Annotated in this window: 13 protein-coding genes; 5 read left to right on the forward strand and 8 right to left on the reverse strand. The window is 60.4% G+C overall.

The annotated features are described in order from the left end of the window. Window positions 1-166: 166 nt before the first annotated feature. The 4 genes from AS026_RS41640 (at window position 167) to AS026_RS06400 (ending at window position 14,173) form a co-directional block, all read left to right on the forward strand. Complete coding sequence (locus tag AS026_RS41640; protein ID WP_062369028.1) at window positions 167-8,563, forward strand: peroxidase family protein; 8,397 nt, start codon at window positions 167-169, stop codon at window positions 8,561-8,563. Between the two features lie 189 nt (window positions 8,564-8,752). Further along, window positions 8,753-10,513 carry a type I secretion system permease/ATPase gene (locus AS026_RS06390; protein WP_062369029.1) on the forward strand — a complete coding sequence of 587 codons (1,761 nt, stop codon included), beginning with the start codon at window positions 8,753-8,755 and terminating at the stop codon, window positions 10,511-10,513. Continuing rightward, window positions 10,510-12,801: a calcium-binding protein gene (locus AS026_RS06395; protein WP_062369030.1), complete on the forward strand. Its 2,292-nt coding sequence runs from the start codon at window positions 10,510-10,512 to the stop codon at window positions 12,799-12,801. Before AS026_RS06390 ends, AS026_RS06395 begins: the two co-directional genes overlap by 4 nt. Before the next feature lie 34 nt (window positions 12,802-12,835). Further along, on the forward strand, window positions 12,836-14,173 hold the full coding sequence (locus AS026_RS06400; RefSeq protein ID WP_062369031.1) for an HlyD family type I secretion periplasmic adaptor subunit: 1,338 nt from the start codon (window positions 12,836-12,838) through the stop codon (window positions 14,171-14,173). 187 nt (window positions 14,174-14,360) lie between these two features. Here AS026_RS06400 and AS026_RS06405 read toward each other — a convergent pair whose 3' ends face one another. The 3 genes from AS026_RS06405 to AS026_RS06415 form a co-directional block, all read right to left on the reverse strand. Then, on the reverse strand, window positions 14,361-14,921 hold the full coding sequence (locus AS026_RS06405; protein WP_131815287.1) for a hypothetical protein: 561 nt from the start codon (window positions 14,919-14,921) through the stop codon (window positions 14,361-14,363). 20 nt (window positions 14,922-14,941) lie between these two features. Next, a complete protein-coding gene (locus AS026_RS06410; protein ID WP_062369033.1) occupies window positions 14,942-15,571 on the reverse strand; it encodes a hypothetical protein in 630 nt (209 codons plus the stop codon). A 479-nt stretch (window positions 15,572-16,050) separates the two neighbouring features. Beyond that, window positions 16,051-19,464 carry a TM0106 family RecB-like putative nuclease gene (locus AS026_RS06415; RefSeq protein WP_062369034.1) on the reverse strand — a complete coding sequence of 1,138 codons (3,414 nt, stop codon included), beginning with the start codon at window positions 19,462-19,464 and terminating at the stop codon, window positions 16,051-16,053. Between the two features lie 544 nt (window positions 19,465-20,008). Here AS026_RS06415 and AS026_RS06420 point away from each other — a divergent pair. Next, window positions 20,009-21,709 (forward strand): adenylate/guanylate cyclase domain-containing protein, encoded by a 1,701-nt coding sequence (locus tag AS026_RS06420; RefSeq protein WP_062369035.1) that lies wholly within the window; start codon window positions 20,009-20,011, stop codon window positions 21,707-21,709. Between the two features lie 122 nt (window positions 21,710-21,831). Here the strand turns inward: AS026_RS06420 and AS026_RS06425 are convergent, their stop codons facing one another. The 5 genes from AS026_RS06425 to AS026_RS06445 form a co-directional block, all read right to left on the reverse strand. After that, complete coding sequence (locus AS026_RS06425) at window positions 21,832-22,599, reverse strand: fumarylacetoacetate hydrolase family protein (protein ID WP_062369036.1); 768 nt, start codon at window positions 22,597-22,599, stop codon at window positions 21,832-21,834. A 79-nt stretch (window positions 22,600-22,678) separates the two neighbouring features. Next, window positions 22,679-24,055 (reverse strand): FGGY-family carbohydrate kinase, encoded by a 1,377-nt coding sequence (locus tag AS026_RS06430; RefSeq protein WP_062369037.1) that lies wholly within the window; start codon window positions 24,053-24,055, stop codon window positions 22,679-22,681. Beyond that, complete coding sequence (gene rhaM / locus AS026_RS06435) at window positions 24,052-24,372, reverse strand: L-rhamnose mutarotase (RefSeq protein WP_062369038.1); 321 nt, start codon at window positions 24,370-24,372, stop codon at window positions 24,052-24,054. The genes AS026_RS06430 and rhaM overlap by 4 nt, the downstream gene beginning before the upstream one ends. Beyond that, window positions 24,369-25,382, reverse strand: a complete 1,014-nt coding sequence (locus AS026_RS06440) for an ABC transporter permease (protein ID WP_062369039.1) — start codon at window positions 25,380-25,382, stop codon at window positions 24,369-24,371. The genes rhaM and AS026_RS06440 overlap by 4 nt, the downstream gene beginning before the upstream one ends. Further along, complete coding sequence (locus AS026_RS06445) at window positions 25,379-26,380, reverse strand: ABC transporter permease (RefSeq protein ID WP_062369109.1); 1,002 nt, start codon at window positions 26,378-26,380, stop codon at window positions 25,379-25,381. The genes AS026_RS06440 and AS026_RS06445 overlap by 4 nt, the downstream gene beginning before the upstream one ends. Between the last annotated feature and the right edge of the window lie 9 nt (window positions 26,381-26,389).

Consider the following 26,389-nt stretch of genomic DNA (forward strand, 5'->3'; position numbering starts at 1 on the left):
ATCCCATCATCGAAGATTATGTCGGCTTTTCTTGCGTTTGTATCTGGTTCGCGAACGCGGTCGACAAGAAAAGACGTTCGTGCGCCAAGCAACGTACGAGAATAGTTCAAGTTTCATCAAGTTTACCATGCGGTGAAGAAATTCAGCTGGTGCTAGGGAGAGCAAAATGGTCAGCTATATTCGTTCCGATCTCGAGTTCATTCTCGCGCAAATCAAGATCGCCGAAGCGCATGCCGCCGGGCAACCGCTATACGGTCCGGGCGGGCTGATCCCTACCTACAATCTGGCCTGGGGCCTCAGAACCGTCGACGGTAGCTACAACAATCTGCTCAATCCCAATTGGGGCTCTTCGGACGAGCCGTTCCGGGAGGGGCTCGGAACCGACTTCCGGACGCTGTTTGTCGATGCCGACCCGGGACCTGGCGTCCAGATGACCCAGGTTACCTATACGCCAGGCGTCGATGTCGACGGCCCGACGATGACGCTTCCCGACGGCACGGTCATCGGCAATCGCGCAGGCCCCGGCGACGTGATCGATCCTGAAGTGCGCATCATCTCCAATCTCATTGTCGACCAGACACTTGGCAATCCTTCGGCGATCCTGACAGCCCTGCAGCGCGCCGGCGTCGATGATCCCGGCCTTGTCATTACCGGGACAATTTCCGACGCCTATGCACCGTTGCAGCCGCTGTTCGAGGCTCTGGGCGATGCCCAACGCGCCTATGCGAACGCTTCCGCCGCCGCGGCGGCAAGCCCGAACAATGCCGCCTTGCAGACGGCCGCAGCCAATGCCGCCGCTGCGGTCGAATTAGCCAGGACGACGCTGGAAACCGATCCCGGATACACCACGCTGACAACCTTGCTCGACGATAACGGCATCGAGCTCGACGGCACCAACCTTCGCATCACCAACAGCGCGCCGGACGAAGGCCTCTCGGCGCCTTTCAATTCCTGGTTCACGCTGTTCGGCCAGTTCTTCGACCACGGCCTCGACCTCGTCGGCAAGGGCGGAAGCGGCACCGTGATGATCCCCCTGATGCCGGACGATCCGCTCTATGTGCCCGGCAGCAGCACCAATTTCATGGTCTTGACCCGCGCGACCGTTGGTCCTGGTGCAGATGGCATCCTCGTCGACAACCCCAACACGGCTGTCGATGAAAGCGCCGACAATGTCCGGCCGATCAACACCACGACGTCCTTCGTCGATCAGAACCAGACCTATACGTCGCACCCCTCGCATCAGGTGTTCCTGCGCGAATACGTGATGGCCAACGGGCGCCCGGTCGCGACCGGCGAACTGATCCAGGGCCAGCAAGGCGGCATGGCCACCTGGGCGGACCTGAAGGCGCAGGCTGCCGATCTGCTTGGCATCCAGCTGCTCGACAGCGACGTGGGCAATGTTCCGCTGCTGCTGACCGACCCCTATGGCGAATTCATCCGCGGGCCGAATGGTTTCGTGCAGATCATGACGACGACCGGTCTGGTGGAAGCTGATCCTGCGGCCAACGGCGGTCTTGGTACGTTGCTGCCTGCGAATACCTTGCGCACGGGCCACGCATTTCTCGCCGATATTGCCCATTCGGCGGTGCCTGGCGGCCTTGCAGACGGCGATATCGAAATCGGTCTCGATAATCCCGGCAACCTGCCGGGTGTCTACGACGACGAACTGCTTAATGCGCATTATGTGGCGGGCGATGGCCGCGCCAACGAGAATATCGGCCTGACCGCGGTCCACCATGTCTTCCATGCCGAGCATAATCGACTGGTAGAGCACACCAAGGCTGTCACCATCGCCGATGCGGCTGCCATGCTTGCAGGCGGAGCGACCCAGGCGGAGGCTGTCGCCTTCCTCAACGAATGGCTGATCGATGACGTCACTGCCGTTCCCGCCGATCAAGCGGCAATAAATGCGCTGGTTTGGGATGGCGAGCGCCTGTTCCAGGCGGCAAAGTTCGGCACCGAGATGCAGTACCAGCATCTCGTCTTTGAAGAGTTCGCCCGCAAGATCCAGCCAAACATCAACGTGTTCCTTGTTCCCGACGGGTTTGACGTCACCATCGACCCCTCGATCGTGGCAGAGTTTGCGCATGTGGTGTATCGCTTCGGTCATTCGATGCTGACGGAAACGATCGACCGTTTCGACCCATCCTTCACGCCGGACCAGATCGGCCTGATCGAAGGCTTCCTCAATCCCGTCCAGTTCACGAACAACGGCGGTAACAACCCCATCGACGCCGAGGTCGCGGCCGGAGCCATCATTCGCGGCATGACGCGCCAGGCGGGCAACGAAATCGACGAGTTCGTCACCAGCGCGCTGCGCAACAACCTCCTCGGCTTGCCGCTCGACCTTGCGACCATCAACCTGGCGCGCGGTCGTGATACGGGCGTTCCCACTCTCAACGAGGCACGCGCCCAATTCTATGAAGCAACCGACGAGAACTCGCTGCTGAAGCCCTATGAAAGCTGGGTGGACTTCGCCGGCAACCTCAAGCACGAAGCCTCGATCATCAATTTCATCGCGGCCTACGGCACGCACTCGACGCTGACGAGCGCCACGACGCTCGAGGAGAAGCGCGCCGCCGCAATGGCCCTGGTCGGCCTCGGCGGAGGCACGCTGGACGAAGCCGATCGGCTGGCGTTCCTGAACGGCACGGGGATCTACGCCGGCGATCTCGGCGGCCTGAACAAGGTCGATCTCTGGATTGGTGGTCTGGCCGAAAAGATCATGCCCTTCGGCGGCATGCTTGGCTCCACCTTCAACTTCGTCTTCGAAACGCAGATGGAAAGCCTGCAGAACGGCGACCGCTTCTACTATCTGCAGCGCCTCGATGGTTTGCACCTGTTCAGCGAGATGGAAGGCAATTCCTTCGCCGGAATGATCATGCGCAATACCAACGCTACGCACCTGCCATCCGACGTCTTCTCGACGCCCGGCCTCATCCTCGAGATCGACCGCACCAGGCAATACAATCCGGGCCTTGGTGAAACTGCGGGCGCCGACGGCATCCTGGAAGACGATCCGACCACGGCCGTCAACGAGGCCGCCGACAATATCGGCAACGATCCGACCGGCGGCAGCATCCTGACGCCGCTGGTGATCCGCGACAATCCGCAGACACCGACCCTCGACACCAACTACCTGCGCTACACCGGCGATGAACATGTGCTGCTCGGTGGCACCGATGCGGCTGACGTGCTGATCGCCAGCATCGGCGACGACACACTGTTTGGCGACGGTGGCAACGACAGGCTCGAGGGCGGCTTCGGCAACGACATCATCAACGGCGGCGCCGGTGACGATATCATCCGTGACGCGGGCGGCGACGACAACATCAAGGCCAACGAAGGCAACGACGTCGTCCACGCCGGCCCCGGCCTTGATCTCGTGCTCGGCGGCGACGGCCAGGACTTCATCGTGCTCGGCACTGACATGGGTTCGGAAGTCTTCGGCGGCACCGGCAACGACTTCATTCTCGGCAACAAGAACGCCGAACGCATCCTCGGCAACGAGGGAGACGACTGGCTCGAAACCGGCACATTCGACGGTGCCCCTGGCGACAACTTCGATGAAATCTTCGCCCGCGACGGTATCCGCGGCAACGACGTGTTCCTCGGCGACGGTGGCTTCGACGAGTTTATCGGTGAAGGCGGCGACGACATCTTCGTCGGCAGCCCCGGCCGCGGCAAGATGGCCGGCATGTCCGGCTTCGACTGGGCGACCTACCAGGAAAACAGCGCCTTTGTGAACGCAGATCTTTCGGTCCCTATCGTCTTCGACGAGGCGCCGACGCTGCCGCAGAACACCGCGCTCGACGAGTTCGAGTCGGTCAACGGCCTGTCCGGCACGCGGTTCAACGACATTCTCGCCGGGTCCAACGAGGATGCGGCAAGTCTCCTGCCGCTTGCTCAGGGCGGCGGGACGGGCTTCCTCGGCAGCGCGCTCGATGCGCAGGGGATTGCCCTGATCAACGGCCTTCAGGGCGTGGTGGGGGCTGGCGTGACCTCCTTCGCGGCCGGGGACATCATTCTCGGCGGTGACGGCAGCGACACGATCAAGGGCAATGCCGGCGACGACATCATCGACGGCGACAAGTGGCTCAACGTGCGCATCAGCATCCGGCAGAATGTCGGTCCGAACGGCGGCACCGGCCCGGAAATCGCCAGCGCCTCGCGCATGACGGCGAACGTGACGCTGAACGGCGTGACGAAGCCGCTGACGGCCTGGATGCTCGAAGGGGCGATCAACCCCGGACAGCTGACCATCGTCCGCGAGATCCTGACAGACACGACATCGGGCGACATCGACACTGCGGTCTATTCCGAAGTGATGGCGAACTACTCGTTTGCGACCGGCGCCGACGGCACGTTGCGCGTCTCCCATACCGGCGGCGCCAATCCGATCGAGGGCACGGACTCGCTGCGCAACATCGAACGCCTGCAATTTTCCGACGCCACGGTTGGCGTGGTCGTCGGTACCCCGTTCAGCGACAACGGCGTGGCTCCGCAGGGGCCGCCGTCGGACAACCGCCCGGTCATCAACGGCACGGCAGGGAATGAACTGATCCTCGGCCTTGCCGGCGCCGACGTGCTCAACGGATTTGCCGGGAACGATATCCTCGTCGGCGGTCCGGGTGCCAGCGTTGCACTTTCCAGCTATGGCGACAACTTCAACAGCAGCAGCTTCGGCAACACCGATGGGTCGGCCAATTGGGGACCGGATTGGATTGAAACCGCTGACAACAACAGCACGACCACAGGCCAGATCCAGATCGATGGCAATGCTGCGAACAATGCCTCCAATAATGTGCTGGCATTCCTTGCCGGCGATGGCGCGCAAATCCAGCGCACGCTTGACCTCAGCAATGCGACCGCCCCAACGCTGAACTACACCGTGACCAGGAATGGCCTGGACGGCGGTGCCGACAACGACAACGTCACTGTGTTCTTTTCGAGAGATGGGAGCAACTTCGTGCAGGTCGACATCATCAGTTCGACCAGCACCATTACCCCTCGCGCGATTGACCTAACTCAGTTCGGCACTGGGCCCTTCACCGCCAACGCCGCAATCCGCTTCGTGGCGTCCAGCCTCGAAACCGGCGAGTCCGTAACGATCGACAACCTTGCGGTCAACTTCACCGTTCCGGCCGTCAACGGCGGGGTCGACACCCTCAACGGCGGCCTGGGAAACGACATCTATTCCTTCTCCCTCGGCGACGGAAACGACGTGATCAACGAAGCCGTGAACGCCACGAGCGGCGGCACGGCTGACCTGATCTCGATCCTTGCGCCGACCACCGGCATCGATCCGCTCACGGATGAGCCGATCCTGACGCTGACCGGGCTCAATGCCTTCGACGACAACACGAACTCGGCCACCGGAAACCTGGTCATCAACTACACCATGCCGAGCGGCGCGACCAACGTGACGCAAACGATCACGGTCAACGGTCAGTACACCGGCAACAACGCTCAGACCGGGGTCGAACGCATCAACTTCAACAATGCCACCTACGAAGGCTACCTGCTGGGAGCCGCCGATTACCTGGTCAACCGCGCCGATGGCGGCGGTAACCGCACCATCGATCTCACCGCATCGACGGCGAACAACTTCATCGCCGGCGAGAACGGCACCAACGACGATATTACCGGTGGCCTCGGCAACGATCTGATCTTCGGCGGGACTGGCGACAATGTTCTCGACGGCGGCGACGGCGACGACCTCATCGTCGGCGGTTCGGGCGCCGGCGACAATGACGTGATCGATGGCGGTCTCGGAATCGACACCATGATCGGCCTTGCGGGCAATGACACCTATATCGTCGATGACCTGGAGGACGTCGTCGTCGAAGCAGCCGGCGCCGGCACCGATACCGTCGAGACCCTGATGGCCGCGCTTTCGATCGAGGCCATGGCGAATGTCGAAAACCTCACCTACACCGGCCTCGATGCCGACCAGTTCGTCGGCACAGGCAATGCGGGCAACAACATCATCAGCGGCGGCGATCTTGCCGATACGCTGAGCGGCCTCGGTGGCAACGACACGCTGAACGGCGGCATTGGTACCGACACGCTGATTGGTGGCGCCGGCACCGATACCCTGAACGGCGGCACGGAAGCCGACAACATGCAGGGTGGTGCCGATAACGACACCTATATCGTCGACGATGCCGGCGACGTGGTAACGGAACTCGCCGGCGGTGGCACGGCCGACGTCGTCAATGCGTCGATCACCTATACGCTCGGTGCAGAAGTCGAAAATCTGACGCTGACCGGCGCAGCCGCGATCAACGGCAGCGGCAACGGTCTCGCCAATGTTATTACCGGCAATGGCTCGAACAACCAGCTGTTCGGCGGTGGCGGCGGCGATACGATCGATGGCGGCAACGGCAACGATCTGATTGACGGCGGTCAGGGCGACGATACCTTGAGCGGCGGCATCGGCAACGACGTCGACAATATCATCGGCGGCACGGGCAACGACACGATCAACCTGCTGGCCAACGACGGCGGCAACGACGTCCTGATCTACAATGCCCTCGGGTTCGGCGATGACATCGTCAACAATTTCGATGCCACCGGCGGAACCGCTGCGACACAGGACCTCATCGATCTCAGCACCTTCGGTATCACCGCAGTCAACTTCGCAACGCGCGTCGGGATCGCCGCCGTCGGCGGCGCCAACAATACGCTCCTCACTGTACGCGATGCGGGCGGAGCCACCATTGGCACCATACGCATCAACGGCATCGCTCCAGCCAATATCACGACGTCGGACTTCATACTGGCCACCGCCACCAACACGATCAACGGGACAGCCGCGGGCACGACGATCCCCGGCACGGCCGGCGCCGATACGATCAACGCCCTTGCCGGCAATGACACGGTCAATGCCGGGGCGGGCAACGACATCATCAACGGTGGCACAGGCAACGATACGCTGAACGGCCAGGACGGCGACGATACGTTCAACTGGAACGCCAACCCGCCACCACCCCCAGCCGGGAACGTGACCGATGGCCGGGACGTGATCGACGGCGGTAACGAGGGAGCGGTTGGCGATACCTTCGTCATCAGCGGCAATACGACGGCCGAAATCTACCGGATCTACACCCGGGCGGCCTTCGACGCGGTCGCGGGCAACAATCTCAACGGCATCAATGCCGCCACCGAGATCATCATTACCCGCAACGGCACCAACGCGGCTTCGATCATCGCAGAACTGCGCGACATCGAGGAAATCCGCATCAACAACGTCGAACCCGTCGTCAACGGTGCAGCGGGCAACGACACCTTCCAGATTATCGGCGATTTCTCCGGAACCAGCCTGCGTCTCAACACCATTACGATCGACGGTGACCTGGGAGACGACACAATCGATATCTCGGCGCTGACCTCCGCACATCGGATCGTCTTCAGGTCGAACGGCGGCAACGACACGATCGTCGGTACGCTGCGGCCGCAGGACGTGATCGAATTGCCCGATGGAAAGACGGCGGCCGACTATACGACGACGACGGAAAATGGCGTGACGACCATGACCTGCGGCGAACACAGTATCACGTTCACCGCGTCCGGCGGCATGCCGCAGGTCGGCGGCGAAGACGACACACCGGCCGGTGACGATAATGAACAAGACGGCGACGATACGCCGGCGCCGGCCACCGAAGCAACGACCGGACCGGCCATGGTCGGCACAGCCAATGCCGACGTGCTTCTCGGCACTGCAAATGGCGAGACGATCATCGCCCTTGGCGGCAACGATACGGCCATCGGCGGCGGTGGTGCCGACATCATGCGCGGCGAGGATGGTGACGACTTCATGAGTGCCGAAGGCGGCAACGACATCGTCTTCGGCGGCATGGGCAATGATGACCTCCTCGGCGGGGCCGGCAACGACATGCTCTACGGCGATGCAGGGTCCGATCGGATCTTCGGCGATGCCGGAAATGACCTGATCCACACCGGTGCCGGCAACGACACTGCGTACGGCGGGGAGGGCGACGATCTCTTCGTCGCCGAGGCCGGTGACGGCGACGACACATACTACGGCGATGCCGGAAGCGATACGCTCGACATGGCAGCGATCACCGCCAACCTGACGGTCGATCTCGGCAATGGCTTCATGGGCAGGGGAAGCGTATCGAGCAGTCAGTCCGGCAGCGACATGGTTTGGAACGTCGAAAACGTCGTCACCGGCTCAGGGGCCGATACGATCACCGCCAGTCGCGCGGCAAACGTTATCGATGGGGGCGCCGGCAGTGACACCTTCCGGTTCCTTTCCGAAGCGGACGCCGACGGTGATACGATCGTCAGCTTCCAGCCCGGGGACAAAATCGACTTCAGCGGCATCGATGCCAATGGCGGCGCCAGTGGCAACCAGTCCTTCACGCTGGTCGCGGCATCGACGCTGAGCAGTGCGGCTCAACTGATCGTCACGCATGAAACGCGTGAAGACGGTGACTATACGGTCGTGCAGGCGAACGTCGACGACGACAATGCCGCCGAGCTGCGCCTCAGCATCAAGGGCACGCATAATCTCACAAGCACGGATTTCAATCTGTAGTCCGCAAAGTGTGGCGAGCCGACTTTCCGGCCCGCCACACCTCTCCCCGGAGGCACGAGTGGCTGGATCGTGCGTCGCGCCAATCGCAATCGGTTCGAGATTGATCGTCCAATGCGCACGCAGTCCCGAGCTCAAACCTGAAATTGCTGCAGCCAATCAACTCGTTCAACAGTGAAACGGTACCCGAATATGCGCTCCAAGGCCCCTTTGACCGGAACCAGGCGGAAAAACGCGGAAAGCCTCACGCGAGGATTTCGAGGAATATTCGTTTTTCTCTTCATAACGTCCGGCGTCATCAATATTCTGGCTTTGACCGGCTCCTTCTACATGCTGCAGATATATGATCGCGCGCTTACAAGCGGCAGCATTCCGACATTGCTCGGCCTGTCGCTGCTGGCGGTGGGCCTTTATCTGTTCCAAGGTTTGTTCGACATCATTCGCTCGCAGGTGCTTGTTCGTGTCGGCGCGCGTCTCGATCGGAAAATTGCGCCGATGGCACATCAGGTCGCGATCGACATGCCGCGGTTCGGGTTTTCCACGGCAGAGGCACTGGAACGAGGCAGAGACGTCGATACCCTTCGCGGCTTTCTCGGCAGCCAGGGACCGGTAGCCCTGTTCGACCTGCCCTGGATGCCGCTCTACCTGATCTTCGTCTATATGCTCCATCCCTATCTCGGCGCGCTCACTTTCGCCGGCGCATTCGTTCTGTCCATCCTGACAATCGTGACGGAGCTCATGACCCGCCGCCTGGCTGGCGCCACTCATCAGGCCGCAATTACCCGCAACGCCATCGCGGATTCGAATGCGCGTAACGCCGACATCCTGAAGGCGATGGGATTTGCAGGCAGGGCCGTCGATCGCTTCCGGCAGGCCAATCAGGAACATCTGGAGCTGCAGACGCGCACCAACGATATCAGCGGAACGTTCGGCGCCCTGTCGCGGGTGCTCCGCATGGTCCTGCAATCGGCCGTCCTTGGCCTCGGCGCCTGGCTTACGATAAGGGGCGAGCTCTCTGCCGGCGCCATTGTCGCCGCCTCCGTGGCATCGGCCCGTGCGCTTGCGCCGGTTGATCTTGCAATCGGAAACTGGAAGGGCGTCGTTGCCGCGCGCACTGCGTTCCACCGGCTGAAGGAGACTGTCATTGCTCTCGCGGGCATGGATGCGCCGCTGCTTCTGCCCGCTCCCGTCGATACCCTGAAGGTGGAGAAGATCACCATCGCAGCACCCGGATCGGGCCGTGTTTTGCTCAGCGAAGTCAGCTTCGAGATCAGAGCCGGCCAGGCGCTCGGCATCATTGGGCCGAGCGGGGGAGGGAAAACGACCCTGGCACGAGCCATGACCGGTATATGGCCGACGCTGCGCGGCTGCATCCGGCTCGACGATGCGGAGCTCACGCAATGGACCGACAGCAACCTTGGCCAGTTTATCGGCTACCTTCCGCAGGACGTGGCACTCCTCGACGCAACCGTTGAAGAGAATATCTCGCGGCTTGAGCCACAGGCCGATCCTCGCGCGATCGTCGAGGCCGCACAAATCACGGGCATTCATGAAATGATTGTGCGAATGCCGGATGGGTATCGCACGGCCCTTGGCCCGCAGGGCGCGTCGTTGTCGGCCGGACAGCGTCAGCGCATTGGTTTGGCACGCGCCCTCTATCGCAATCCGTTCGTCGTGGTCATGGACGAGCCCAACTCGAACCTGGATGCCGAAGGGGAGATGGCGCTTACCCAGGCGATCAAGTCCGTTCGAGCGCGCGGTGGCATCGCCGTTGTGATTGCCCACCGGCCAAGTGCGCTGACGGCGGTCGATCTGGTCGCCGTCATCCAGAACGGCAAGATGATCGCGTTCGGACCGAAGGATGAAATCATGAAAGCGGCCGCTCCCGTTGAAAGCCGACCTGCGCCGGCCGCCCACGCCCCGCACCGCATGGCATCGAGGATGTCGGAATGATTGACGTCAAGGGAACCAAGACCGTTACGCCAGGGACAACGGAGTCCTACGAGCACTATGTCTTGAAGAATGAGGACAAGCGTTCGAGCGCACCCGCTTTCTTCACCGTGCTTCTCACGGGGCTTGCGCTCTACCTGAAGAGCGCTTTCCCAAGTTTGGCAAGGGCGGAGCCGGCTGAGCCGGAGGATGCTGCCGGAGAGCCGACGCCAACGGCGCCGGAGGTTGTTCCGTCGAGTGCGCCTGATCCAGGTCCGGTTGCGGAAGGGTTTTTCCTGGAAGCGGATGGACCGAAGCGCTCCGGCGAGCGATCCTTCGCCTACCGTGAGCCGAACGACTTTATGCCAAGCGATCTGCCGGCGTTCGAGTTCCAGAACCTGAAGCTTCCGAGCTTTGAGCTTCTGAAAAGAATGGGCGGAATTACCGTATCGTTCCCGGCTGCCAACGACAACGCCTGGACGGCGAAAGGTGGTGCGAATACTGCCAGCGGCGGGTCCGATCATCCGGGAGGTTTCGCGCCAGGGCGCGAAAACGCCGCCGCCACTCCAGGCGGTGACGACCTCATCGAAGATGAGGCTGCCGATGAGCGAAATCCGGACGGCAAGGCAGCAAACCGCGCCTGCCGGACCAGCGGTCCGATCTATCTCCTGGATGTCTACGGCTGCGCGATGACGGTGATCGGCTTGGCCGACCTCTTGCGCGGCGCCTGGGATCCGGACGGCGACGCTCTCAAGGTCCAAAATATCACCGTGTCATCGGGTGATATCACGCAGACGGCGGATGGCTGGTTGTTCGATCCCTCGACGCTCGGTCCGGTCACCATAAGCTACCAGATTACCGATGGCGAATTCTCCGTGGCTCAGACTGCGATGTTCAACGTGCTGACGAGGCCGCCGGTCGTTGGCACCGCCGGCGACGACGTCATGCTTGGCACCGACTGTGCCGACAACATTGATGGACGTGATGGCGACGATAACATCGACAGCCGCAGCGGCAGTGACACGGTGTTCGGCGGCGCGGGAAGCGACCACATCGTCGCTGGCAGCGGTAACGACGTCGTCTTTGCTGGCATCGGCAACGACATTGTCCTGGGTGGCGCGGGCGACGATCAACTATGGGGCGGCGACGGCGATGATCGCCTGTTCGGCGATGCCGGTCGCGACATCATTTTCGGTGAGGCCGGCAACGACACAATCAGCGGCGGCGACGATGACGACATGCTTTTTGGAGGCGGGGGAGAAGACGTCGTAGCCGGGGAGGGGGGCAACGACCTCCTCGCCGGCGATGACGGCGATGACAGGCTCGACGGCGGCGATGGAAACGACATTGTCTTCGGAGAGGCCGGTTCCGACGTGATCGACGGTAGCGAGGGCGACGATTTTCTCGCCGGCGGTGCCGGAGAGGACGTCGTACGCGGCGGCGACGGCAACGACATGGTCGCCGGCGATGCGGACCTGGCCGCCGACACTTATGACGGCGGCCAGGGCGTCGACATGCTCGACTATTCGGCATCGCTGATGTCGCTCGTCGTCGATCTTGCCGCGGCGAGCGCCAGCGGCGGCGAGATCGGCAATGATCGCATCACGAATTTCGAGGTGGTCAAGGGCGGTGAAGGCAACGATACGATCACCGGCGGCAGCGATGACGATACGCTGATCGGCAACGGCGGCGACGACTGCGTAAGCGACGGTCAAGGGGCCGACAATGTCAACGCGGGCGCGGGCAATGACCTGGTGCTCGCAGCAGCCGATAGCTCCGACGATTGCTATCGGGGTGAGGCCGGCTTCGACACCCTGGATTATTCGGATGCTGCGCACGGGGTTCTCATCGACCTGGCATCCGGCATCGCGACCGGCTTCGACGTCGGCCGCGACGTCATCGACGGGTTCGAGCAATTCATTGGCGGGTCCGGTGACGACGCCGTGCTGGTGTCGACGGCAGCCGTCGTCCTTTCCGGAGGAGAGGGCGCCGACACGTTCAATTTCCAGATTCCGAAAGGCAGCTCCGGCGCCGAGGTCATCCACCAGATCCTCGACTTCATGGTCGGCGACCGGATCGAGATGTCGAAATACCAGATCTTCGAGGAGGTCTTGGACAGTCTCGAGGACCGTTTTGAGGACGCTTACGGTGAGGATGCGAAGGCTGATGTCCTGCCGATCCGGGTCCGGCACCAGGGCACGGGTGAACTCGAGGAAACACTGGTGGAGGTCGACATGGACCAGGACGACCACTTCGAGATGACCATCAACCTGAGCGGCCATCATCTGTTGATGATTGTGGAAAACGCCTGAGTGAGCCGTGCCCTGTGGCGGATTGGAGTGAGCGATGTTTGGCAGGAGTGAACGGAAGATGCGGCACCCCGATCTGGATGTCGAAGACGACAATACCTTTCCGGTGGGCGCGCGGGTTTTCGCCGGCGTCATGCTTGGCACGCTGCTTTTCGCCGGCGCGGGCGGATGGGCAGCCACCACGCGGCTCAGCGGCGCGGTGATCGCATCGGGCGTGGTCGCGGTCGATCAGAACTTGAAAGCGATACAGCACCGTGACGGTGGCATCGTTAGCGAGATCGCCGTCAAGGAGGGCGATTTCGTCCACAAGGGCCAGATCCTGCTTCGGCTCGACGACGCCCAGACCCGCGCCGAACTTTCGATCGTTCGCACCCAGCTCGTCGAACTGCTGGCCCGTCGGGCGCGGCTCATGGCCGAGCGCGACAATCTGGACAGGATCGAATTTACGCCGGAACTCATCGTCAAGCGCGACGAATTCCCAAGCATCTTCTTCGGCGAAAACCGCCTATTCGAAGGCAATCATCTAAATCGAAAGAGCCAGAAGCAACAGCTGGAACTGGGCATATCGCAACTGGACGAGGAAATAAGGGGACTGACGTCGCAGAGCAATTCGAAAGCCGACGAGATCGCCCTTGTGCAGACCGAGCACGACAAGATCAAGGGATTGACCGACAAGCGGTTGATGGAAACGTCGCGCAAATACGTGATCGACCGGGAGATGGCAAAGCTTGTCGGAGAGCGCGCCGAGATTCAGGCGAATATCGCCCGCGCTCGCGCCCGAATGAGCGAAATCCAGCTCCAGATCCTCGCGATCGATGAAACCGCACGGACCGAGGCGCAGCGGGAACTCAGCGAGGTCGAACCGAAACTGTCAGAGCTCTTGGAGCGTCGCGTCGCCATCGAGGATCGTCTGGCTCGCACCGATATCAGGGCGCCGCTATCAGGTACCGTCAACGAGCTCTCCATTCATACGATCGGCGGTGTCATCACGCCGGCTGAAAAGCTGGTGACGCTCGTCCCTGCCGACGCAGCTTTGAAGATACAGGCGAAACTGTCGCCGACCGATATTGATCAGATGTTTGTCGGCCAACCGGCCAAACTTCGCTTCTCAGCCTTCAACCAGCGGGCTACGCCCGAACTCCACGGCAAGGTCGACTACGTCTCTGCCGCGACCAGCAGCGACCCATCGACCGGGCAGACCTATTACCTGGCCGACATTGTCGTTTCGCCGGCTGAACTGGCAAAACTGGGAAACAACAAGCTCGTTCCGGGAATGCCCGTGGAGGCTTTCGTCTCGACGCAGGAGCGGACTGCGATGTCGTTTCTCTCGAAGCCACTGATGGACCAATTCAGCCGCGCATTCAGGGAAGAATAGGGGCGGCGAAGGCGGGAAGGTTTTAGCCAACGAGAAGGAGCGCAGGCTTCAGAGCAGCTGCGGTTCAAACATTGTGGAACGTACGGCGGAAAGGACGTCACCGCTGGCTGGCCTGTCGGGACTTATCAACTGGTCCGTTACTGAATAGATGCAGTCGCGGGACCGCGTGAGGCCGATGGCACGGGTCTCATTGGTTGGCATCGAAGGCCGCACCGAGATCGTCGCTGGCGTCGCTGGTTGCTTGCAAAGGCTCGTTCGCCAGCTGCTGAGGCATGCTTGGCTGCTGGGCGGACAGGTTAGGCAGTTGCTCAACCGACGGGACGCTGGGCTCTACCGCCACTGGTACCATGCAGAAACCATAGGGCTTGGATATCAGCCTATTGTTGACGAAGAGGCCCGCTTTCCAGCTATCAAATCGGCCAGCTTGAAGGCTAACGCGCTGAGGTGAGCCGGGGGCAACCGATATGACGTAACGGGGATCGGGACCATAGGTGTAGTTCCGGCCACCGTTAGGGGACTTCGAGATATACCAGTACGGCTGTCCACCGTTTAGATGGCGGATTTCCTCGTTGCCCTTGTAGAAGGCGGTTTCGACTGCTCTCGGGTTGTCGGGCTCGACGGCCAGGTTGTACCCGATATCCTCGCCGGTCTTCTTGGAAACGAACCCACAAAGAACAATGTCTTGGGCACTGGCAACACCAACGCAACTACCGACTACGATAGCTGCGGTAAGCAAGGTCCTGATCAAGTTCGTAGCTCCTTTGGTGATCATCGCGGTTCGGAACCATGGAAGGGAACGAGGACTGTGTTGTCCCAACCCTTCAAATCTCTCGCGTCGAGCCGCTTTCCGTCGCGGCTCCCGGTCAGTAGCAACTTGGCGAGGACAGGATCAGGAGTCCCTACTTCCTTCATGACCCGCGCAAGCTCGACGGACGCAGCCATCGTGGCTTCCGTCTCATTGCCATCGATCGCCAGGGTGTGAACGTAGAGGGCCCCCGACGGTATCCTCTTGCCATCCTTGGTGCCGCCGACCTCGACGATGCGTGTTGTGGCGGCTGCGAACATCACCACGCAGGACGACGCACAGACCGATCCCGCACGGACCACTACTGTCGTGGGTATGCCTTTGATCCGGGCCGATAGTATCCCCGCCGCAATCTGGCGCGCAGCGTATACGTTGCCGCCGGGTGTATCGACGAGCAAAATCACGCCTGCATCCGTGAGTTGGGTTATCTTGACCTCGCTGACAGCGGCCCTGAACTTGGTTTCGTCACCAAACTCGATAGGACCGGATATTGCGACGGTATCGAAGTCGACCTTCCGATAATCGGCACTATTCGCCGGCACAGCAGCGAGAAAACTCGCCGCCGCGATTGCGATTGCGGTTAACTTTCGCATTGTGATTTCCTTTTCCGTGGCCGCCTCATCGTCGGGCGGTCTCGCTCGAATTGCCGTGGGCCATCACGACAACCCGCATATAAGAAGCGTCCAGAACCTCAGGTTGCCGCTGGACGCCAATTACTTGCTGCTAGATGCCAAGACGCTGACGCACGTAGCTACCGGCACGGCTGGTAAGAAGGGCGGCAGAATAAGGGTGGTGATCTTAAATTCGAGGTATGCGAATTGGGCAGCCAACAGCTATGGCACATCAACCACGGAACGAGAGCGCCGAATCTCGGCTATTCGGATTTCGTGTGGAACCGCCCTCTCGCGAGGACACGCCCACGAGATGGGCGCTAAGCTATCAAAAATAGGTGCCCAGACGCAGCGACTTGTCCCGTGCGAAGCCCTTGGCCGGCGAGCACTTCATCCTTGCACGGGCGTCTTCAGGGGGTGCCGACGAATAAGCGCTGTTTTTGGCTGGGAAGCGGAGCGTTTCACTGGCTGCCGACCACTTCGGCCAGTTCTAAATACCTGCAGAAAGCGTTGGCCAACTGCATCTGTCTCGGCGTCTTGCAGTCGGCATCGAAGATTGCCGGGGAGGCGACCAGGATCGCTAAGCACTTCGCCCGCGAGATAGCGACGTTGAAACGATTGGCGCTATAGAGGAACTCCATGCCCCGGGGAGCTTCGGCATAGCTCGAAGTTGCCATGGTATAGATCGCAATTGGCGCTTCCTGGCCCTGGAACTTGTCGACCGTTCCCACTCTGGCGGTGGGCAGTCGTTTCTGGATTTCGAGGACCTGAGCATTGTATGGCGTAATGATCACAATATCGTCGATGGAAAGCGATGCCACCTGGCCCTTGCGGTCCAACCACGTTGGTCCGCACTCGAGGATCCGGGATACCAAAGACGCTACGGCATTGGCTTCTTCGATCGATGAGCTGGCGTTGCCCGAGTGCTCGACAGGCAGGTATCTCAAGCCCGATCCCTTTATCGGCCCTTCGGAGAGGATTTCTTGCTGGCCGCATGAAACGATCGGGGCCAGTTTCCCTTCGTAGAAAAGCTCGGAAATGAAATCACAGACGTCTGGTTGCATCCGCCAGGTCTCGGCGAGAAAAAGCCCTTGATCGCGATCAATAGTCTGCCGTTCTCCGAGAACATGCTCGAGGGACGAAACACCGACCCCATCGGGATGGGTGCCTTGTGTGGGCTGGTCAAGTTGTTGTGGATCGCCCAGCAACACCAACCGTTTGGCTGCGTGCGACACAGCGAGCACATTAGCGAGCGACATCTGGGCAGCTTCGTCAACGAATAGAACGTCCAGCACGTCTTCGGCGTCCGGGCGAGCCCAAAGGAAGCTGGTTGCCCCGGCAACGTCTCGTTGCCCCAACTTCATCACATCCAGTAGATCTTCGTTTCTTTTCGCAAAGAGGAGATGCGCGGTACTCGCCTCGGTGTTGCCAGCCTCGGGCTTCTGGACGCAACGAATATCGATGGCCATCTCTTGCGCGGCTTCCATCGCCTTGTCGAGGAGGTTGCGGATCACCTTATGGCTGTTGGCCGTTATTCCGACCTTCTTTCCGTCGGCAACGAACTGACAGATCATTCGCGCACCTGTGTGCGACTTGCCCGTGCCTGGCGGACCTTGGATCGGCAGGACGCCTCGTTCCATCTTGGCCGCTATGCGGATCGCCGCATCGAGAGTGCTTTCCCCTTCGTTTTGCAGAGGCTCGCCACCGATATATGGGGGCACGCGGAGCAGCAGTTCTCGGGCTGCCTGATATCGGCCGTCACCCGTTATACCCTCGCCAGCCACGTACTCGCCCAACCGCAGAAGAGCCTCGGCCTGCTCGTCGGCCGCGATATGCTCATGGAAAAACACAGCTTCGGGATGGACAGTGGCGGTATCCCCTCTCTTCTTTATGTCGATCGTGAATTGGTCACTGGCAATGTCGAGGGAGGTCCCGAGCGGTGCGCCGCCGGGCTGAAAAAGCGACTTATCGGCGCGAACGTCGGTATCCTGAGGCGGGAACGTGTAACGATGAACCGGAATTTTACCTTTGCCTCCCGGGACCTCCTCAACAAAGGAAAGTCCGGAAATCGCCGCGCGCTCGTCTAGTAGCTCATCAACACTGAGATCCCTGAGCCGGAATTTTTCCCAGTAAGACGCCTTATCTTCACGACGATGCCAATCGAGGATGTTTGCGAGAATCCATTGCGCCTGCTCTTGTGGCGAACGCTGTTCGGGATCAACCGAGATGCCGGTCAAAAGCCGTTCGGACAGTTCGGCGACGCGCCGTTGGCGGGCGGATACTTTTTCGCTGGGGGCTTCGTCCATGCGCGGTCTACGAGGAACACTGACGCCGGTCGCGACAAGCTCGTCGCGCCGCTCTTCCAGCCAGTCCCTGAGATACTTGGTAGAGACGCAGTCATCCTCGTTGTAGCCTCGAACGATATCCTTTTCGCCCTGCGTAATTGATGAGATGTCTTCAAGCTCCAGCCCTGCTTGGAGCGACGCCAATGCCACGTTTGCGTCCCGTAGAGCTATCATGCGCTCATATCCATAAAACTGTTCAAGCCGTTTGATGGAGTAGCTCTCGACACTCGCACGCAATGCGTTTCGAATGACGCTGTAGAGATCCACGAAGACGAGATTCCGGAGAAGCTGATCGATCTCCTCTTCACGGGAGGCGTAGCGCCCCATCAACCTCTTCAAGGCAGCCGGTTCATAAGGAGCGAAGTGGTATATGTGGAGGCCAGGATAGGCCTCCTTTCTCTCGACGATGAAATCGACAAAGCGCTCGAACGCCGTCTTCTCGGCCTCTCGATCGAATGCCCAATCACTTACGCACTGCGCTTCGCCGTCTGCGCTCCGGTAATGATACCCGAACAGGTATTCCAATCCATGTTCGCCAACAAAGGGGTCACCTTCGAGATCGAAGAACACGTCGCCGGGATTGGGTTCGGGCAACGCGGACAACCCGAGACCTGGTTGGACTTCAACCAGCTCAAACCGAGGCTCTCCCGATTGCCTTGATTCCGCCTGTATCCGCGCTTGCTCCCGAACCCTCGTGAACGACTGCACCGCCCCACGCTCTGGCTTCCAAGACATGGGTAGCGGCATGTGGGCGAGCTGGTCGAGCGTCCTGATATCGTGCTCAGCGAATTCCGCTATCTGGTTCCGGGAAATACCGGCGACGAAGGAGAGGTGATCGTCATTGCGTCGGCGTTTGTCGCAGGCATCGTACCAGCGACAGATGTCGCAGTGTGACGTCGGGTGAGGGTAGGTCTCTGCCGGTTCGGCCAGCGTCGCCGCTTCCGCCGCCCGCTTCGCTTTTCGATAGTAGGCTCCAAAGTCGTCCAGGCGAAAGCGCTGCGGCTCGAAGTCAGACCATGGCGCGACAACATAGGCCGCATGGGGTTTCAGTCCCTGGGTGGATGCCAACAGGTCCGAGTACAGGCAGAGCTGCAGTATGGTGCCGCCTCGAGTCTCCCGCGCCAGCTTGGTATCCATAACCTCATAGGACCACTGCCCGAGATCGCTTGGCCGCTCGACGCGCCTCAGGATGTCGGCGCGACCAGCCCAGCGACCATCGCGAAGAGCGGCCTGCACTATGATATCGGGGCCTCGGCGCATGGCAGCGAGGGTCTGTGCCACCCAGACGTCCTCGATGCCGACGCCGTCGATCTTTTCGACAGAGAGACCGCTCGAGGTGAGGTGATCAACAAAGGCAGCCTCGTGCCTAAAGCCGCGCTCCCTCAGGATGTCTAGAAGTGGATCCCACTGCACCGGCTTTGAAACCGCGCCGGACATGACCTGGAGGTCGAGGGACGTGAGATGCTCGCAGTTGACATGGCCGACGAGATCCGACGCCGAAAGTTGAATTTGGTTGAGAAGCGTCTTCATTTGCTCATCTTACGCGAGAGTAGCCTTCGCAGCGAGCTTATTGAAAGCTAAGTTCGCTGAGGTCGATGCGCGGATGCAAACGATAGGATGGCATTGGCTTACTGTGCCGCAGGAGATTTATCGCTTAGCTGATTGAATATGTGTAGCTTCGGTATTTCCCGGGGAGCAGCTCTCTTGTTTTCGGTGCGCCGCCTCCTCAGCCGAGTTATTAGCTGCAGTGCTTCGGACGGAGTCAACTTGACGCTGCTTGACCAAACTTCAGCTGGACAACCCGTCGCGGTGTCAATCACGGCGTAGAGGCCATGCTCGTCTATGTGGACTTGATAATGCGGACGTTCGATCATTGTAAGGGGTACCGATTGAGGGCGACCACATGTCCGTGCTGGCATCTCCCGATGTCAATCAGATTTCCTCATGTCGAACTTCATGACGGATTTCGACTTTAAACCTAATTGAAAGCCCGCTCCCTGCGGCGTAACGTCTATGGATGCCAGGCGATAGCGAACCAACCTTGGTTTCTGCCGGACCCGAGAGGAGACTGGCAGTGATACTTGCGGCCGATGTCGCAGGGTATAGTCGTTTGATGGAACGTGATGAGGAAGATACTCACGAACGGCTACAAAAGCTCTTGCGAGATGTCATCCGGCCCGCGGTGGGAAGCCACAGGGGACGCATTTTCAAAACAGCAGGGGACGGACTGTTTGTGGAATTTGCCAGTGCCATCGAAGCCGTCCGCTGTGCCGTTGACCTGCAGCGCGCAATTGCGGAACGAAACGAGGGGGTCGCTTTAGACCGACGGCTCGCATTCCGCATAGGCATCAATCTCGGCGACGTTCTTTCTGATCAAGAAGACCTGTTCGGAGACTGCGTCAATGTGGCGGCGCGGTTGGAAAGCATGACCGAACCCGGTGGCGTGTTCATCAGTCACAGCGTTTACGATCACGTAGATCGCAAGCTGCCTTTGCGCTTTGATGATCAAGGCGATTGCACGCTGAAAAACATCGCTCGACCAATTCGCGTTTACAAGGTCTGTTGGGATGAGAAGCCGCAGGTTGATTCAGCAACTCCTCTCGAGCTCCCTCAACTCGCCTCCATCGCTGTGTTGCCATTTGTCACGTCCAGCAATGATCGAGAACAGGAGTATTTTGCAGAAGGTCTCGCCGAGGACCTAATCACTGATCTCTCAAAGGTGAAGGGCCTCCTTGTAATCGCCGCGCATTCCAGTCTTGCTTACAAGGACAGATCTATTGATTTACGCCGGATCGCCGCGCAGCTCGGCGTGCGGTATCTCGTCGAAGGCAGCGTCCGGCGTGCGCAGACGCGCACCCGGATTAATACGCAACTCATCGACGCAACACATGGCAACTGCTTGTGGGCCGAGCGGTTTGATCGTGATCTCGCTGACATATTCGCGCTGCAGGACGAGGTCGTAAGTAAGGTCGTAGCGGCACTCGCGGGCACGTTGCCTGCTGCAAGGCCCGCTCCAAGTCACAGAACCACGAACCTGCAGGCATACGACCTGTTTGTTCGCGGTCGGGCACTCGCTACCCAATCTCTCCGAGAGACCAGGCTGGCTCGCCCGCTTCTGAGCAGGGCCATCGAGATCGACCCTGAATTTGCCGGGGCGCATGCTTGGCTAGCGATGAGCCATCATTTCGACGCGCTATACTATGAAAGCGAGACGGTGGAGCACCGCGCCTTTGCGCGAGTGGCAGCTGAAAGGGCTGTCGAGATCGATTCAGAGAACGCGGACGCTCATATTGTTCTGGGCTATCTGCGAGCTTATGAAGGAGAATTCGAAGCTGGCATCGCTCAGTTTGAGCACGGGCTTCGGCTCAATCCCAACCACGCAGAGGGCTGGTCGCTGCTTGCGGATCTCCGGGTTTTTCAAGGACGGGCGACTGAAGCAGTAGAGTCCGCCGAGAACGCTTTCCGGCTCAACCCATCCCCTCCGGGCGACTATTACTCGTTTCTGGGCTGGGCTCAGTATGCGGCTCGTCGGTATCAAGAAGCTGTAGCTACACTTCGCCAACCGCAAGCGGGCGGTCCAGGCTCGAAACGCAATCTGGCTGCAGCACTCGCCCGGCTCGGGCTTATCGACGAGGCCCGAGCGACGGCGTGTGACTTCCTCTCAGAGTTCCCCAATTTTTCGGCCGCGCAGTGGGGAAGCACTCAGCCCTTTGTTGACGATAACGACCGTCAGCACTTCATTGAAGGCTATGCCATGGCCGATCTTCCTAAGTGACTGGTAAAGATGCATCTCCTCTCTCCCAGGTCCGCCCGCATTGGACGCTTGCCTGGGTTGCTGCCGATGCCTTCGCGTTGGTTTGCTAAGTTAGTATTGGGCCAAGATCACTTTGAATGCAGTTAGACGAGGGCCAGGCGCAAATAGGTAGACCCCCCAAAGGCAATTTCGATTTCGCCTGGCGTGAGAAGTTCGATCGCGCCACAGAGCGTGCCCGTCGTGATGAGCGCACCAGCCTTGAGCGATGTGTTTGGCCGCATCCCATCATTTGCGTAGTCCAGGAGCCAGGTCAGGACATCCCCCTTGGGATGCTGGGCGGGCGCGTCATAGAGTGGCTGGCCGTTGAACGTCACCTTTAGTGGCGTTCCACTTGCCGTGTCGACCGCCGACCTTGGAACGCGCGGACCGAGCACATAGCCGCTGTTTCCCAGTCGATCGGCCAGAAACAGAAGGAACGAGATCTTGCCGCTCTCCTCAACGGCGCTGGCCAGAAGTTCGGCGCCGAGATGAACGGCGTCGATCGCCTCGACGATGTCGGCTCGGCTGTAGCTTCCCTCCCGGCGGATCGGCAGGTCACGGCCGAGGCGAACTGCGATCTCTGCCTCGAATTTGGTGCCCCTCTGCCACGGAATTTGCGCCCCTGAGTCAGCCTGCACATAAGGGTGCAGTGGCGCGGTTACCGCCTGCCCGTCGGGCGAGACGGTCACCTTCCAGGCGTTGCTTTCGATTGCCTCATCGGCGGCGAGAAAATTCTGCGCGTCCATCGCGTGCCGGAGATCAGCAGGCAGGGAAAACCCCGCGGTCGGTGCCTGGTTTCGTGATCGGCGCAGACCGTGTAGTTTTGCTGCAAGCGCGCGCGGATCAAAGGGTGCGGCGGCCGAATCTGCCATGAGGTCTCCTCCTTTTGCTTTGAGTCGCGAGCCTATAGCTAACGATAAGATGGAGCGAGGGGTCTCTATGGAAAGACTGCTATGCCATCGCTGCATGCCAAGCTCGACGGTAGGCGTCGAGCCCGGAGACAGGGCTCCGCGTGACACGGCGCTCGGCGCCGGCAGGTGGCTTGATGCCGGTCAGCAGAGCGGCGCCCTGGCTCGTGCCGGTCGATCCGGGCACTGCGATGACTTCGCGGTTGGTTAGAGCCGCAAGCAGCGTCAGATACGTATCGTTGAGCGCAAATGGTCCTTCGACGATGACCGGGCCTCGCGCGCCGATCAGATCGAGGCAGGCCTGGTTCATCATGGCGAGATAGAGGCAGAGCGCGGCGTAACGCTCTTCGGGTGTCACGCCTTGGGCGTTGACCCAACGCGCGCTTTTGCCGGGGAATGGGCCGGAGCCCGGTGCGACATTCGCAAGCAGCATCAGGCGCTTTGTTATCGCCTGCTCGACCGCCGAGGCGACCTTTTCCTTGTCAACCTGTCCGATTTCGCCCGAGATCGTTTCATATTCGCGTCCGCCCATGAAGCGGGAAGAGGGAACGGCTCGGCCATAGGCATCGACATTGGCGAGTGTGTCGCGCTTGGGATCGAGATGATCGAGATCGCCGCCGACCCCGAAATTGATCACCCATGTGCCCGTCGAGACAACTGCGAAGGGCGCTGGGCGGTCAAGCAGATGTGGCAGAAGCGACGCGTTGGAATCGTGAATGCCACAATAAACGGGGATTTCGCGGGTGAGGCCGATTACTTCGGCAATATCAGGCAAGACCGGCCCGAGGGGATCGAAAGCGGAACGGATCGGCGCCATCAGGTCACGGATGCCGAGAGTATCGACCAGCGAGGAATAGCGGGCGTCGCGCGGGTTCCAGAGGTCGGTATGGCAGCCGAGTGAGGTCACCTCGTTCGACGTGATTCCGGTCAGCCGTGCTGTCCAGTATTGCGGGTAGGTGAGGATCGTTGCCACCTTGGCAAAATCATCAGGGAAGGCGGTCTTCTGGTAATGCAGCTGCGCGCCGATGTTCAGGCCCATCGTTTGGTGCGGCGAAAAGGTTTCTTCGAAGGGTGGGCGCAGTCGCGCATATGCGTCGCTGATGTCTTCGGGATATTCGTGCTCGTAGTCGAGGACCGGCATCGCCAAATTGCCGGCCCTGTCGAGAAGCGCAGCCGAGGCGCCATGGGTCGTGATCGAGATGGCATCGAAGCCCGGCTCCCTGGCGAAGGAGCGAAGGGCATCCAACGTGAAGGACCAAAGCCTGTCGATATCGTAGTGCGGATAAAGTCCACCCTTGAGAACCGTGTTCGGAGTTCTCGCCACGGCGATTTCGGCGCCCGTCGCGCTGTCCAGGACCACGACCTTGCCATTGGTCTTGCCGATGTCGAGAACGGCGATGCGGCTGTAATTCGGCGTCATGGCATATGGAAGACGGTAACGAGGTCGCTCTGGACGGGAGAATTATCCGGGTTGGTTGCCATGATGTCGGCCATGTGCGCCCACCACTTCTTCATGACAGGGTGGTCTGGCAGGCTTGCCATCGCATGATCGACGGGACGGGTCAAAACGCCAAACAGGGTGTTCGTTTCGCGGTCGAGATGGATCGAGTAGTCGCTGGCGCCGGACTGGTGCAGCAGGTCGACCAGCTCCGGCCAGATTTCGTCATGCCGCTTCCTGTACTCGGCTTCCATGCCGGGGTTCAGCGTCATCTTGAAGGCGTGCTTTTCCATCGTCATTTGGAACTCATGGCTTTGAGGCGGCGGGCGACGATCGGGATCGCGATGGTGATGATCAGCAGCAGGCCGATGAAGATCGACATGACGATGCCGGGCACATTCAGGAGGCCGAGGCCGAAGGTGACAAGGCCCATGACGAAGGCGGCAATGACGACGCCGCCAATCTTGCCGGAGCCACCGAGGATGGAGACGCCGCCGAGCACGACCATGGTAACGACTTCGAGCTCCCAGCCCTGAGCGATCGAGGGGCGGGTGGAGCCGAGGCGTGAGGTCAGGCAGACGGAGGCGACGCCGCTCATCACGCCCGTCAATATGAACAGGATGAATTTCACGCGCTCGACCGGGATGCCGGAGAACCGGGCGGCGAAGTCGTTGTTACCGATCGTATAGACCTGACGGCCGAAATTCGTGGCATGCAGCAGGATCGCAAAGGCGATCGCGAGCACAATGAAGAGCACGAACTCGAAGGAGAAGACCCAGAAGACATAGCCCTGGCCGAAGAAGGCGAAATCGTCCGGATAGCCTCCATAGGCCTGATCGCCCAGGACGATGTAGGAGATGCCGCGAAACAGGCTCATCGTGCCGATCGTCACGACGATCGACGGCAGCTTCATGACGGAAACGAGAAACCCGTTGAACATGCCGCAGACGAGGCCAACGCCGATGCCGATGAGAACGAGGCCGGGCGCACCGACACCGACTTGCGCTGCCGCTCCCATCGCGGTCGAAGCAAGGGCGATAATGGCGGCAACCGACAGGTCGATCTCGCCGGCAATGACGAGCAGCGCCATGGCAAATGCGATCATCGCCTTTTCAGTGAAATTGAAGGTCGCGTCCGAAAGGTTCCAGGCGTCCAGGAAGTAGGGGGATGCCAGCGAGTTGAAGATGAAGATCAAGACAGCAACGCCGAAGAGGAGGACCTCCCAGCTCGACATGATGCGCTTGAACGGCGTGCCAAGGCGGTCTGGGATGACGCGCTTTTCGCTCGGGGTGGAAACGACGGTGCTCATGCTGCCACCTCTGCTGGTGTCTCTGCTGCGGCCTTGTCACGCAGGATGATGCGGCCACGATTGCGCTCGCGCCTTGCATTGAAGACGACGGCAAGGATGATGACGGTGCCGGAAATCGCCATCTGCGTGAACGGCGAGATGCCGATGACGGGAAGGGCATTCTTGATGACACCGAGGAACAGGGCGCCAAGCACGGTACCGATCACCGAGCCGACGCCACCGGCAATCGAGATGCCGCCGATAACGCAGGCTGCAACGCTGTCGAGTTCGAAGCCGTTGGCGATATCGACATAGGCGACCGCATAACGCGAGACCCAGAGATAGCTGGCAAGCCCGGCGAGCGCTCCCGACAGAACAAAGGCAAGGAATTTCGTCCAGCCGACATCGATGCCGGCGTAGACCGCAGCCGTCGGATTGCCGCCGGCAGCATAGGTCGAGCGGCCAAACTGGGTGTACTTCAACAGCATGTAGATCAGCGCGACGATAATGATCGCGGCCCAGCTCAGGATCGGCATGCCGAGGACGACGGTGCGCGGCACGTTGAGAAAGGTCGGCGTCATCTGGTGCGCGTTGACCCATTCGCCGCCTGACAGGACGAAAGCCATGCCGCGATAGATGGTGAGTGTGCCAAGCGTGACAACGATTGGCGGAATTTCCAGCGCCCAGACAAGGAAGCCGTTGATCGCGCCGAGAAAGGCGCCGATCAGGATGGCGGCGAGGATCAAGACGATCAGCGGCAGGTCGGGATAGGCGGCGTTCATCATCGCAATGGCCATGCCGGTGAAGGCAAGGTTTGCAGCAACCGACAGGTCGATCGACTTCGTCAGGATGACCGTCATCTGAGCGAGCGCAAGGATGATCAGGATCGACGTGTCGTTGAAGATGGCAGCAAGGTTGCCGGGTGTCGCGAAATCCTGGGCTCTCGTCGAGAAGGCCGCAACCATGATCGCGATAATGATGAAGAGCAGGGTTTCGCGTTTTTTCAGGAGTCTCGACATTCCGATTAC

The organism is Rhizobium altiplani (assembly GCF_001542405.1).
In the GTDB taxonomy this organism is placed as follows: Bacteria; Pseudomonadota; Alphaproteobacteria; order Rhizobiales; family Rhizobiaceae; genus Rhizobium; species Rhizobium altiplani.

Excerpts from the sequence above, each read along its gene's own strand:
- AS026_RS41640 (WP_062369028.1), top strand. The coding sequence starts at position 167 with ATGGTCAGCTATATTCGTTCCGATCTCGAGTTCATTCTCGCGCAAATC.
- AS026_RS06390 (WP_062369029.1), top strand. The coding sequence starts at position 8,753 with ATGCGCTCCAAGGCCCCTTTGACCGGAACCAGGCGGAAAAACGCGGAA.
- AS026_RS06395 (WP_062369030.1), top strand. The coding sequence starts at position 10,510 with ATGATTGACGTCAAGGGAACCAAGACCGTTACGCCAGGGACAACGGAG.
- AS026_RS06400 (WP_062369031.1), top strand. The coding sequence starts at position 12,836 with ATGTTTGGCAGGAGTGAACGGAAGATGCGGCACCCCGATCTGGATGTC.
- AS026_RS06410 (WP_062369033.1), bottom strand. The coding sequence starts at position 15,571 with ATGCGAAAGTTAACCGCAATCGCAATCGCGGCGGCGAGTTTTCTCGCT.
- AS026_RS06415 (WP_062369034.1), bottom strand. The coding sequence starts at position 19,464 with ATGAAGACGCTTCTCAACCAAATTCAACTTTCGGCGTCGGATCTCGTC.
- AS026_RS06425 (WP_062369036.1), bottom strand. The coding sequence starts at position 22,599 with ATGGCAGATTCGGCCGCCGCACCCTTTGATCCGCGCGCGCTTGCAGCA.
- AS026_RS06430 (WP_062369037.1), bottom strand. The coding sequence starts at position 24,055 with ATGACGCCGAATTACAGCCGCATCGCCGTTCTCGACATCGGCAAGACC.
- rhaM (WP_062369038.1), bottom strand. The coding sequence starts at position 24,372 with ATGACGATGGAAAAGCACGCCTTCAAGATGACGCTGAACCCCGGCATG.
- AS026_RS06440 (WP_062369039.1), bottom strand. The coding sequence starts at position 25,382 with ATGAGCACCGTCGTTTCCACCCCGAGCGAAAAGCGCGTCATCCCAGAC.
- AS026_RS06445 (WP_062369109.1), bottom strand. The coding sequence starts at position 26,380 with ATGTCGAGACTCCTGAAAAAACGCGAAACCCTGCTCTTCATCATTATC.